This window comes from Nocardia brasiliensis ATCC 700358, assembly GCF_000250675.2.
Taxonomy (GTDB): domain Bacteria; phylum Actinomycetota; class Actinomycetes; order Mycobacteriales; family Mycobacteriaceae; genus Nocardia; species Nocardia brasiliensis_B.
Window position 1 is genome coordinate 6,288,110 of the sequence record NC_018681.1, and the last position, 11,820, is coordinate 6,299,929.

10 protein-coding genes are annotated in these 11,820 nt (G+C 68.5%); 2 read left to right on the forward strand and 8 right to left on the reverse strand.

The features are described from left to right. Nucleotides 1-61: 61 nt before the first annotated feature. From O3I_RS27705 to O3I_RS27725, 5 genes are all read right to left on the reverse strand, one after another. Complete coding sequence (locus O3I_RS27705; protein ID WP_014986315.1) at nt 62-1,063, reverse strand: VWA domain-containing protein; 1,002 nt, start codon at nt 1,061-1,063, stop codon at nt 62-64. Further along, the gene (locus tag O3I_RS27710; RefSeq protein ID WP_014986316.1) at nt 1,060-2,046 is read right to left on the reverse strand and encodes a DUF58 domain-containing protein; all 987 of its coding nucleotides are present in this window, start codon (nt 2,044-2,046) and stop codon (nt 1,060-1,062) included. Before O3I_RS27710 ends, O3I_RS27705 begins: the two co-directional genes overlap by 4 nt. After that, on the reverse strand, nt 2,043-3,266 hold the full coding sequence (locus O3I_RS27715) for an AAA family ATPase (RefSeq protein ID WP_014986317.1): 1,224 nt from the start codon (nt 3,264-3,266) through the stop codon (nt 2,043-2,045). Before O3I_RS27715 ends, O3I_RS27710 begins: the two co-directional genes overlap by 4 nt. A 157-nt stretch (nt 3,267-3,423) precedes the next feature. Continuing rightward, nucleotides 3,424-4,839 (reverse strand): NlpC/P60 family protein, encoded by a 1,416-nt coding sequence (locus O3I_RS27720; protein WP_014986318.1) that lies wholly within the window; start codon nt 4,837-4,839, stop codon nt 3,424-3,426. A 288-nt stretch (nt 4,840-5,127) separates the two neighbouring features. Beyond that, on the reverse strand, nt 5,128-5,706 hold the full coding sequence (locus O3I_RS27725; RefSeq protein WP_014986319.1) for a DUF6676 family protein: 579 nt from the start codon (nt 5,704-5,706) through the stop codon (nt 5,128-5,130). Between the two features lie 409 nt (nt 5,707-6,115). Here O3I_RS27725 and O3I_RS27730 point away from each other — a divergent pair, with 409 nt between their 5' ends. Beyond that, nucleotides 6,116-8,950: an aconitate hydratase gene (locus tag O3I_RS27730; protein ID WP_086006239.1), complete on the forward strand. Its 2,835-nt coding sequence runs from the start codon at nt 6,116-6,118 to the stop codon at nt 8,948-8,950. An 87-nt stretch (nt 8,951-9,037) separates the two neighbouring features. Further along, entirely contained in the window at nt 9,038-9,604 is a 567-nt protein-coding gene (locus O3I_RS27735) for a TetR/AcrR family transcriptional regulator (protein ID WP_014986321.1), read from the forward strand. Between the two features lie 6 nt (nt 9,605-9,610). Here the strand turns inward: O3I_RS27735 and O3I_RS27740 are convergent, their stop codons facing one another. The 3 genes from O3I_RS27740 to O3I_RS45680 all read right to left on the reverse strand — a co-directional run bounded on the left by O3I_RS27740 (nt 9,611) and on the right by O3I_RS45680 (nt 11,696). Next, complete coding sequence (locus O3I_RS27740; protein WP_014986322.1) at nt 9,611-10,405, reverse strand: hypothetical protein; 795 nt, start codon at nt 10,403-10,405, stop codon at nt 9,611-9,613. A gap of 177 nt (nt 10,406-10,582) precedes the next feature. Further along, nucleotides 10,583-11,404 (reverse strand): SDR family NAD(P)-dependent oxidoreductase, encoded by an 822-nt coding sequence (locus O3I_RS27745; protein ID WP_014986323.1) that lies wholly within the window; start codon nt 11,402-11,404, stop codon nt 10,583-10,585. Between the two features lie 145 nt (nt 11,405-11,549). Next, nucleotides 11,550-11,696 carry a hypothetical protein gene (locus O3I_RS45680; protein ID WP_167829183.1) on the reverse strand — a complete coding sequence of 49 codons (147 nt, stop codon included), beginning with the start codon at nt 11,694-11,696 and terminating at the stop codon, nt 11,550-11,552. Nucleotides 11,697-11,820: the final 124 nt, after the last annotated feature.

Genomic DNA, 11,820 nt, shown 5'->3' on the forward strand with positions numbered 1-11,820 from the left:
GCACCCCGGCGTCGACGCCTCCGGCGCAGGCCGAAACGTGCGTGGCGCCAGGGTGACTCGATTACGGCAGGCGCTGGCGGTAGAGCAGTCCGGTGATCACACCGGCGGAGGTGATCAACAGGCCGAGCAGCAACCACGGACGACTCGCATCGCCCCTGGTCAGCTCGAATCCGATCTGCTGTTCCAGAGTGTCGTACACCTTGCTCAGTTCCTGCAGGGTGGACGCGGTGTAGAACTCGCCGCCGGACAGCCGGGCGAGTTCGCGCATGGCGTCGTCGTCGACCGGCACCGGCACGTCGTCGCGCGAACCGTCCTCGCGCGGGATGCTGACCTTGCCCCACCTGGTGCCGTAGGAGATCGTCGAGATCGGCACGTTCTTGTTCTTCGCCAGTCGTGCGGCGACGAATTCGTGGCGCGGGTTGTCCACGTCCTCGAACGCGGGCACGGTCTGCTTGCCGTCCGACATCAGCACGATCCGCGCGGGCGGCGGCTCCTGCGCGCCGCCGAGCACCGACGCGAGCGTGTCGATCGCGTTGAGCGCGGTGAGGATGCCTTCGCCGGTCGCGGTCCGCTCGGCGAGCTTGGCGTTGTCGATAGCGGCCTTGACCGATTCGTGGTTGGTCGTCGGCGACACCATCACCGACGCGGTGCCCGCGAAGGTGATGAAGCCGATGTTCAACCCGTTCGGCAGACCGTCGACGAATTCCTTACCGGCCTTCTTCGCGACCTCGATCCGGCTCGGCGGCACGTCGGTCGCCTCCATCGACAGCGACACGTCCATCACCAGCATGACCGTGGCGCGGTTGCGGGCCACCTTCTTGACCGCGGTCGGCCCGGCCGCCGCGATGGTCAGGAACACCAGGCCGACCAGCATCAGCGCGATCGGCACGTGCCGCAACGGGCTCGGCCGCGCAGGCGCGACCTTCTCCAGCAGCTCCATGTTGCTGAACTGCAGCATGTGCTTGTACTTGCCGCGCTGCACCAGGACGTAGCCCAGCGCGATCAACGCGAGGACGGCCAGGAAGCCGAGCCAGAGCGCGGCGGTGAAATGCGAAATACTCACTGACGTGGGACCCGCCCGCTCGGGGCGCCGAGGCTGTGGCGCCGGGTGGACACGAACCGGACCACGTCGGCGATCCAGTCCCTATCGGTGTGCAGGGTGAGGACCGGCGCGCCGCAGCTGCGCAGGGCCTGTTCGACTTGCTCCCGGTGCCGCTGCGCCGCCGCCGCGAAATCCGCGCGCAGCGTGGGCGTCACGCTGAACTCGCGGGTGCGCCCGGTCTCCGGATCGTGCAGCACGACATCGCCGATATCGGGCAGCGCCAGATCGCGCGGGTCGATGATCTCGACCGCGAGCAGGTCGTGCCGCGCCGAGATGGCGCGCAGCGAACGCTGCCAATCGATATCGCCGAGGAAGTCGCTGATGATCACCGCGAGACCGCGTTTGCGTTGCGGACGGCGCAGCGATTCGATGCCGCCACGCAGATCGCCGCGCACCCCGTCGCGCGCGTGCGGCGTGGTCGCGATGCTGCGCAGCAGCGACTGCGCGTGCACCCGGCCGCTGCGCGCGGGCACCCGGACCAACCGCTCGCCGGTGGCCACGACCGCGCCGATCCGGTTGCCGCCGCCGCTGGTGAGGTGGGTGATGGCGGCCGCGGCGGCGATCGCCAGATCCCGCTTCTGGCACAGCGCGGTACCGAAGTCCAGGCTCGCCGAGAGGTCGACGACCATCCAGGTTTCCAGCTCGCGGTCGGCGATCATCTGCCGCACGTGCGGGTGGGTGGTGCGGGCGGTGACCGACCAATCCATCTGCCGCACATCGTCACCCGGCTGATAGGTGCGCGCCTCCCCCGGTTCCGAACCGGGACCGGGGATGAGGCCGAGATGGTCGCCGTGCAGCACGCCGTCGAGCCTGCGGCGCACCGTCAGCTCCAGCGTCTTCAGCGCCGCGGTCAGCCGCGGGTCGGTCAGTTCGCCGGCCTGGAACGACGGCGGCGCATGCGGAGACGTGGCCACGCGGTACGGCGGTTCCGGCGCTGCGGTCACTTGTTCTGGACGTTGCCGGCGGGCTGGGACTGCTGCCCGTTCGGCGGCTGCGGCACCGGCTGCGGAGCGCCCTGCTGCTGTTGCGGCGGCTGCGGGATGCCCTGCGGCGAACCCGGCTGCTGCTGCGGAAGCTGTTGCGGCGCAGGGGAACCTGCGGCGGAGGCGCCCGGCGCGACGGCCTGCGGCGCGACCTGGGGCAGACCGACGGTCTGCAGCACCCGCTTGATCACGTCCTCCGGGCTGATCTCGTCGGCGAGCGCGTCGTAGGACAGCACCAGGCGGTGGCGCAGCACGTCCGGGATCACCTCGACCACGTCTTGGGGCACCACATAGTCGCGACCGCGGATCAGCGCGACGGCGCGAGCTGCGGCGATGATGCCGAGGCTGGCGCGCGGCGAGGCGCCGTAGGAGATCCAGCTCGCCACGTCCTGCATGCCGAAGTCGGCGGGCCTGCGGGTCGCCGCGATCACCCGGACCACGTAGTCGACCAGCGCGTGGTGCACGAAGACATTGGCCGCCACCTTCTGCAGCCGCACGATCTCCTCGGGCTCCAGGATGCGCGTCGCCTCCGGCGGGGTGACACCCATCCGGTAGATGATCTCGCGCTCCTCCTCCACCGAGGGGTAGTCGACGACGACCTTGAACAGGAAGCGGTCGCGCTGCGCCTCGGGCAGCGGGTACACGCCCTCGCTCTCGATCGGGTTCTGCGTCGCCATCACCAGGAACGGATTCGGCATCGGGTAGGTCTTGCCGCCGATCGACACGTGCCGCTCGGCCATCACCTCGAGCAGCGCGGACTGCACCTTGGCCGGCGCGCGGTTGATCTCGTCGGCGAGCACGAAGTTCGCCACGACCGGGCCCAGCTCGGTGTCGAATTCCTCGCGGCCCTGCCGGAAGATGCGGGTACCGATGAGGTCGGTGGGCACCAGGTCGGGGGTGAACTGCACGCGGGAGAACGAGCCGCCGACCACCTTGGCGAAGGTCTCCACGGCCAGGGTTTTCGCGATGCCGGGCACGCCTTCGAGCAGGACGTGACCTCGCGCGAGCACGCCGACGAGCAACCGCTCGACCAGCCGATCCTGACCGACGATCACCCGCTTGACCTCGTAGATCGCCTTCTCCAGGGTCTGGACGTCTCGCTCCAGGGTGTTCGACGTGGACGCAGGCGCATCTTTCGCCAATTTCGCCCCGCTGACACCGTCTGTCGAAGTCACCAACATCCCCGCTTTCGCCTTGGTCCTGTGCGTGCTGCCACAACTATTCCAGGTAATGGCCGTATGTGCCGCAACCGGACCCGACATGAAGAGAATTCGAAGCTTCGACTCCTCCGATGCGGCGAATCCGTCGCTGCCGCGCGTTCGCAGTCATCGAACCAGTTCAGCTGACGATCCGCACCGCGTACGGCATGATGCCGCCCTCGCGCACCGGCGAAACCCGGACCACCTCGCCCGATTGGGGCGCCTCGACCATCTGCCCGTCACCCAGGTACAGCGCGACGTGCTCGCTGCCGTTCGGTCCCCAGAACAGCATGTCGCCGCGAGCGCGCTCGGCCACCGGCACTCGGGTACCGGCGTTGTACTGGTACCCGCTGTAGTGCGGCAGCGAAACCCCGATCCCCGCAAAGGCATAGATCATCAGGCCGGAACAATCGAAGCCGACCTTGTTGTAATCGCCGAAGCTGTCCGCGACACCGCCGTCGCGGATGCCGAGCGTCGGGCCGTTCGCGTCGCCGCCGCCCCAGGAATAGATGACCCCCAATTGCGACATGGCGCGGTCGACGACCGTCTCCACCGCGGCCGAGCCGGTGACCGACGGATACGACGGGCGCGGCGTGGACCGTTTCGGCGGCGGCGCGTCCCCCAACTGCGTGTGCGGGCGCTGCTCGGTGTTGAGCTGACCGGCGCGGGCCTGCGCGTCCTTGTCGGCGGCGGCCCGGGCCGCCGCCGCGGCGGCCGCGGCGCGCACGGCGGCCTCCTCGGCCTTGCGTTGTTGATCCCAAGCCAGATACGCGTCCCGCTGGCCCTGCAGGCCGGCGACATTCTGTCGCGCGAAGTCCAAGCGGCCCTGCGCATCCTGGCGTTGCCGGAGCAGGTCGTCGCGCCGGACGGTCTGCTGATCGAGTTCGTTCTTGGCGGCGGCGACGGCGTGCTCGGCGTCGATCTTCTTCTGCTCGGCGACCGCGGCCGCGGCGTCGGCCGCCGATTTCGCCTGGCGCGCACTGGAGTTCTTGTTGCCCTGATCGATCTGGGCGCGGCGTAGTCGATCCAGCACCTGCTGCTGGTTCTTCGACACCAGCGATAACAGCTGGGCCTGGTCGAGCGCGGTGGCCGGGGTGGACGCGGCCAGGTAGACGACCATCGAGTCCGCGGCCGGGCGGGTGTACGCCTGGGACGCGAACTGGTCGAAATTGCGCCGGGCCTGCCCGACCTGCGTTCCGGCGTCGGCCAATTGGCGTTGCGTGTCGGCCACGACGGCGGCGGCCGCGTCCGCGGCGTCGCGCGCGTCCTGCAGGTCGACCAGCGCCTTGTTCACCTCTTCGCGTTTGCGCGCGACCTCGCCGTCGAGCTGCTGCAACTGCTGGTCGACCGTGGCGACCTGATTGATCAGCGCGCCGACCTCGGTGACGCTCGCGTCGACTTGCGCTCCGGCGTCGGCGATCTGGCCGTCGCTCGGATTGGGCGGCGCGGGCGGCACGGCGACGGCGGGTCCGGCCAGCAGCACGGCGACGGACACCAGCAACCCCAGAGCGATCACCAGCGGCCGCCGATAGGCGACCTCGCCGTTGTTGCGCATCGCACCTCCCAAGGACCCGACTCCGGCAAACACCCCATGGGCATCACCGGAACCATCAAGCCCAGTGGTCGGCAGACACCCCTGACAACACTCTTTTCCCGCAAGCAAGCACTCGAACCGTACGACACTTCTGTCCCCAAAGGAACTTCAGCAACAGAATGACAAGCGCGTAATTTGTCCGTTGCCGGTTATTAGCCGGATGTGCACAAGGTTTCCGGCCGGAAAAACGTACCGGTCGTCAGGAAAAGTAGCTGGATAGAAACCAGCCATGTAGGGACAGGCCGAGGCCTACGCGGAGGGTGTCTTATCGCTGTCCACGGCGGCGGCGACCACCGGCGTTTCGGGCTCGGCACGCCGACGAGACTTCACGAAGTAGAGGCCGACGACGACCACGGCGGTACCGGCCAGCAACACACTGGAAATCGCGGTCCAGGAGATCGGTTCCGGCTGCTGCAGCTGATCGACGAACGCCCGGGCGGCCTCGGTGGAATGGGCACTGCCCTTGAACTTGGCCTTGTCCTCGGCCCACTCCAACCGGACCCGGCTGATCGAATCGCTGTAGGTGCCGGCGAAGTCGTCGCTCAGCACCACGACGGTGCCGTGCTGGGTCTTACCGAGTTCGGTGGCCAGGTCGCGCAGGCTCGAATCGCGGCCGGGGTTACCCGGCACCACCACGATGCTGAGCGGGATGCCGTTCGCTCTCGCCTCGGCGGCGACGGCCGCCAACCCCGACTGATCCTTGCCATCCACGGTGGCGACGTGATTGTCGGCCAGGTCGGCGTTGATGGTGGTGACGGTGTCCTCGGTGACGTTGGGCGGCAGTTCGGCGGCCATGGGCGAAAAAACCGAGGTGTGCGAGACGGTCATCTTCCATCCGGTCTGTCGAGCCGCATCGGCATCCGAGGCGACATGCATCCAACACTGCGGGGTGAGCGCAACACCCCCGGGCTGGCTCCGAAAGCACAGTACGCGACCGAGTGTCGCAGCACCCGCAGACGCCACGCGACGCGCCCCGCGCGTGTAGCGGCGGCCCGCGCGCGCTCCGGGTCACCCGACCCTGGCATGGTTCGCAGGCGGGTGGGCACACCTCCCTATAGGCAGGCCCGCGCGAACCGGACCCGTGCGCTTCACAGGACAAGCGTACTGTTAAGGTCATAGCGCAGAGGAACCCGGCGCTGCGGCGCTGGAATACCTGCAATGACACCGGAGCGACTGCTTGCAGGTCGCTCGAAAGGCCAGCCGCCGACACAGCCCCGTCGGCGGCCAACCCTCACAGATGAGTGGAGCTGACGTGACGACAAGTATCGATACTTTCGGCGCCAAGGGCACCCTCGAGGTCGGAAGCAACTCCTACGAGATCTTCCGTCTCTCGGCCGTGCCGGGCACCGAGAAACTCCCCTACGCACTCAAGGTCCTCGCGGAGAACCTGCTCCGTACCGAGGACGGCGCCAACATCACCGCCGATCACATTCGCGCCATTGCGAATTGGGATCCCGACGCCCAGCCCGACACCGAGATCCAGTTCACGCCCGCCCGCGTGATCATGCAGGACTTCACCGGTGTGCCCTGCATCGTCGACCTCGCCACCATGCGTGAGGCCGTCACCGCCCTCGGCGGCGATCCGAGCAAGGTCAACCCGCTCTCGCCCGCCGACATGGTCATCGACCACTCGGTCATCCTCGACGTGTTCGGCCGCGCCGACGCCCTCGAGCGCAACGTCGACCTGGAGTACCAGCGCAACGGCGAGCGCTACCAGTTCCTGCGCTGGGGCCAGGGCGCCTTCGACGACTTCAAGGTCGTCCCGCCCGGCGTCGGAATCGTGCACCAGGTGAACATCGAATACCTGGCGCCCACGGTCATGGTCCGCAACGGCCAGGCCTACCCCGACACCTGCGTCGGCACCGACTCGCACACCACCATGGTCAACGGCCTCGGCGTATTGGGCTGGGGCGTGGGCGGTATCGAGGCCGAGGCGGCCATGCTCGGCCAGCCGGTCTCCATGCTGATCCCGCGCGTCGTCGGCTTCAAGCTGACCGGTGAGATCCAGCCCGGCGTCACCGCCACCGACGTGGTGCTCACCGTCACCGACATGCTGCGCAAGCACGGTGTCGTCGGCAAGTTCGTCGAGTTCTACGGCAAGGGCGTCGCGGAGGTTCCGCTCGCGAACCGCGCCACCCTGGGCAACATGAGCCCCGAATTCGGTTCCACCGCAGCGATCTTCCCGATCGACGAGGAGACCATCAACTACCTGCGCCTCACCGGCCGCACCGACGAGCAGCTCGCGCTCGTCGAGGCGTACGCCAAGGAGCAGGGCCTGTGGCACGACGCGGACAACGAGCCCGGCTACTCGGAGTACCTGGAGCTGGACCTGAGCACCGTGGTGCCCTCGATCGCCGGCCCGAAGCGTCCCCAGGACCGAATCCTGCTGTCGGACTCCAAGACCGCGTTCCGCAAGGACATCCACAACTACACCAACGACGCGGAGTCCGGCCCGGCCGCGACCACCCCGCACACCCACCTGGACGAGGCCATCGAGGAGTCGTTCCCGGCGTCCGACCCGGCCGTGCTGTCCTTCGCCGACGACGACGCGGTGCTGATCCCGTCCGCCGCCAACGGCAACATCGGCCGCCCGTCCAAGCCGGTCAAGGTGTCCGACCCCGAGCGCGGCGACTTCGTGCTCGATCACGGCGCGGTCGTGGTCGCGGGTATCACCTCCTGCACCAACACCTCCAACCCGTCGGTCATGATCGGCGCGGCCCTGCTGGCCCGCAACGCGGTCGAGAAGGGCCTCGCGTCCAAGCCGTGGGTCAAGACCAACATGGCGCCGGGCTCGCAGGTCGTCTCCGACTACTATGAGAAGGCGGGCCTGTGGCCCTACCTGGAGAAGCTCGGCTTCTTCGTGGGCGGTTACGGCTGCACCACCTGCATCGGCAACACCGGCCCGCTGCCGGACGAGATCTCCAAGGCGATCAACGACAACGACCTCTCGGTCACCGCGGTGCTCTCCGGCAACCGTAACTTCGAGGGTCGCATCTCCCCCGACGTGAAGATGAACTACCTGGCCTCGCCGCCGCTGGTCATCGCCTACGCGCTCGCGGGAACGATGGACTTCGACTTCGAGTCCGACCCGCTCGGCCAGGACACCGACGGCAACGACGTGTTCCTGAAGGACATCTGGCCGTCCCCGCAGGAGATCGACGACACCATCAAGTCGGCGATCAGCCGGGACATGTTCACCAAGTCCTACGCCACCGTCTTCGAGGGCGACGAGCGCTGGAAGGGGCTGAGCACCCCCGAGGGCGACACCTTCGCGTGGGACGAGAGCTCGACCTACGTCCGCAAGGCGCCGTACTTCGACGGCATGCAGATGGAGCCGAGCCCGGTCGAGGACATCAAGGGCGCCCGCGTGCTCGCGCTGCTGGGCGACTCGGTCACCACCGACCACATCTCCCCGGCCGGCCCGATCAAGCCGGGCACCCCGGCGGCGCAGTACCTCGACTCGCACGGCGTGCAGCGCAAGGACTACAACTCGCTGGGCTCGCGGCGCGGTAACCACGAGGTGATGATCCGCGGCACGTTCGCCAACATCCGGCTGCGCAACCAACTGCTCGACGACGTCTCGGGTGGTTACACCCGCGACTTCACCCAGGACGGTGGCCCGCAGGCGTTCATCTACGACGCCTCGCAGAACTACCAGGCCGCGGGCATCCCGCTGGTCGTGCTGGGCGGCAAGGAGTACGGCTCGGGTTCCTCGCGCGACTGGGCCGCCAAGGGCACCTCGCTGCTCGGCGTGAAGGCCGTGATCACCGAGTCCTTCGAGCGCATCCACCGCTCCAACCTGATCGGCATGGGCGTCATCCCGCTGCAGTTCCCGGCCGGCGAGTCCGCCGCGTCGCTGAAGCTGGACGGCACCGAGACCTTCGACATCGAGGGCATCACCAAGCTGAACGAGGGTGCGACTCCGAAGACCTTGAAGGTGACCGCCACCAAGGAGAACGGCGAGAAGGTGAGCTTCGACGCGGTGGTCCGGATCGACACCCCCGGTGAGGCCGACTACTACCGCAACGGCGGCATCCTGCAGTACGTGTTGCGCAACATGATTCGCGGCTGATCTCGCATCTGCCGTACGTCGAGGATCCGCGCACCGCGTTTTCGCGGTGCGCGGACTTCTCACACCTCCTGGAGGAGCACGCCCGACATGCCCAAAGTCAGTGAAGATCATCTCGCCGCCCGGCGGAGCCAGATTCTCGACGGGGCGCGGCGCTGCTTTGCCGAATACGGGTACGAGGGCGCCACGGTGCGCCGCCTCGAGGAAGAGATCGGGCTGTCCCGGGGTGCCATCTTCCACCACTTCCGGGACAAGGACGCGCTGTTCCTCGCGCTCGCGCAGGAGGATGCCGAACGGATGGCCGACGTCGCGGCCAACCAGGGCATCGTCCAGGTCATGCGCGACATGCTCACCCACCCAGAGCAATTCAACTGGCTCGGCACCCGGCTGGAGATCGCCCGGCGGCTGCGCACCGACCCGGAGTTCCGCGCGGGCTGGACCCAGCGCTCGGCCGAACTCACCGCCGCCACCCTGGCTCGCCTGGAACGCCGCAAGGCGGCGGGCGCGCTGCGCGACGACGTCCCCACCGACGTGCTGCTCGGCTACCTCGACCTGGTGCTCGACGGCCTGATCGCGCGCATCGCCTCCGGCCACACCAACGAAAACCTCACCGCCGTACTGGATCTCGTCGAAGCCTCGGTGCGCCGCCGGGACTGAGGCCGTTCAGAAGTTGTCGTTGAGGTACTCGGCGGCGTGCGTCGTCCACAGCACATCGGTGCCCGGCATCTCGTGGCTCGAGTACAGCACGTGCTGCCCCTCCGGCCACGGCGTCAGATAGCCGATCACGCCGTGCACGGCCGTGGCGTAGCGGTTCAGGTTCGTCACCGGATCGTTCATCAACCAGGCCAGCAGTTCCGCGAAGATCAGCGGCCCGAAGTTGCCGATCCGCGCGCCCTCCAGGAACGAGAACGGCGAGATGCCGACGTCGATGATGCGCAGCGGCGAATCCGCGGGCGCGGCCGTGATGATGTCGCCGGGATTGGCGTACTCCCGGATCGCCACGCCCGCCGGCCAGAGGCCACGCTGACCGTGCAGGCCGAAGGTGTTCGCCGGGCACAGGTTCCCCACCGATTCGCCCGCCTTGCGCAGCGGGTTGGAGATGTTCACCGCGAACGCGATCTCCAGCGGCGAGCCGTTGGTGTTCTTGTACTTACCCGAGCGCACCCCTTCCAGGATGCGGCTGGCACAGATCCCGCCGAGCGAATAACTGAGCAGCCCACACACATTCGGCGAATCCTGGATCGCCTTGACGCCCGCCGCGGTGCCGAGTCGCACCGAGGTGTCCAGCGACGGGCCCCACAGATCCGGCGACGGACCGACCGAAGCGGGCCAGTCCGGTTCGAAGGCCGAGAACCGTGCCGTGTCCAGCAGTGCGGTGACGGCGTACAGCATGCCCGCGGGCGTTCCGTCCGGATTGCGCGGCTCACCGGTACCGCGCAGGGTGATGATGTCGATCATCAGTGATCTCCTTGCACACGCGCCGCGTCATCCGGCGCATAACCCCACGGTATGCCCGTTACGGAGCCGAAGGGCGAGTACCGGACTACCCGATTTCACCGAGCGAACCGGGCGCCCCGTACGCGGCCGCCGCCGGCCGATTCCCGGTATGGCGGCTCGCGTACGAGGCGGTACGCATCAGGCGGCGGGGCCGAGCGCGGCGGTCCACGCCGCAAGGCGCGCACGGGCGCGCGAGTTGCGCACCAGCGCAGCGGGTTTCGATTCATCGATACCGTCGTAGTAGCCGCCGTTGACGACCGTGGTGTGCGGATCGCTCAGGGTGGCGAGCAAGTCGGCCGCGGCGTCCAGCGGCGCGCTCGCGTGGCTCCGCAACTGCGGCATATCGATCTCGAAATCGGCCGGGCTCACACCGACAGCGGTCAGCCCGGCCGGACCGGTCTCGGCGAGCGAGCGGGTGAACATCGTCAGCGCCAGTTTGGACTGGGCGTACACCGCCAGCGGCGTGTAAATAGCGCGATTGCGATCGAGGTCCGAATAGTCGATATTGCCCGCCGAGTGCAGCCGCGACGACACGTTCACGATCCGGCCGTTCGCCGCCGCGACCGCCGCGGCCAGCGCCATGGTGAGCCGCTGCGGCGCGAGGTAGTTGACCTGCAAGGTCGACTCGTGTCCGGCGCGCGTGCGTCCGCGTCGTTGCGGGCCGGGCACGGCGGCGGCATTGACCACCGCGTCGAGCCTGCGCACCGTCGCGGCCAGCGTCCCGCCGAGTTCGTCGACCTCGGCCAGCTCGGTGAAATCCGCGTGCACCGCGCGCAGGCGGCCGGCGTCCGCGCCGGCGGCCACCAACCGCTGCACGGCGTCGTCGGCGAGTTCTTTGTCCTGCGCGTGCACAATCACGGCGGCACCATCGGCGGCCAGGCGCTTCGCCGTCGCATAACCGAGGCGTTCATCGACGCCGGTCACCAGCACGGTCCGGTCGCCGGACGAGAATTCGGGCACAGCTCTCCCATCGGGTGGTCGCGCGCGTCACGGTGCGACCGGCGACGCACGCGGGAACGACTCCGCGATCCGCGATCACGGAGAGAAACGCACGGCCAACCGTGCGCGGAACGCGACGCGGCCGAGGACGGCCGGCGCGCGGAAATCAGACCGCGGCCACCGAACTCGGCGGCTCGTCCTCACTGCCGAACCCGACCCGTTCCAAGGCGGACGGGAGCACCGGGTCGGCACACCAGGCAACCCCGAGGGGCAGCGCGCGCAGTGCGTGCGCACGGCCGGGAGTTGCGGTCATCGCTCGATCCAACCGACCCGCGCCGTTGCCGCACAAGGCATCCGGCGCCGATTTGACGATTCCCTAGCGATCCGCCGGGCAGCCGTGCGATCCAGCCGAGTTCGAGGTGGATCCGCGGGGCACG

Coding starts and splice junctions, on each gene's coding strand:
- O3I_RS27715 (WP_014986317.1), bottom strand. CDS start 3,266: ATGTTGGTGACTTCGACAGACGGTGTCAGCGGGGCGAAATTGGCGAAA.
- O3I_RS27735 (WP_014986321.1), top strand. CDS start 9,038: ATGCCCAAAGTCAGTGAAGATCATCTCGCCGCCCGGCGGAGCCAGATT.
- O3I_RS27720 (WP_014986318.1), bottom strand. CDS start 4,839: ATGCGCAACAACGGCGAGGTCGCCTATCGGCGGCCGCTGGTGATCGCT.
- O3I_RS45680 (WP_167829183.1), bottom strand. CDS start 11,696: ATGACCGCAACTCCCGGCCGTGCGCACGCACTGCGCGCGCTGCCCCTC.
- O3I_RS27730 (WP_086006239.1), top strand. CDS start 6,116: ATGAGTGGAGCTGACGTGACGACAAGTATCGATACTTTCGGCGCCAAG.
- O3I_RS27725 (WP_014986319.1), bottom strand. CDS start 5,706: ATGACCGTCTCGCACACCTCGGTTTTTTCGCCCATGGCCGCCGAACTG.
- O3I_RS27740 (WP_014986322.1), bottom strand. CDS start 10,405: ATGATCGACATCATCACCCTGCGCGGTACCGGTGAGCCGCGCAATCCG.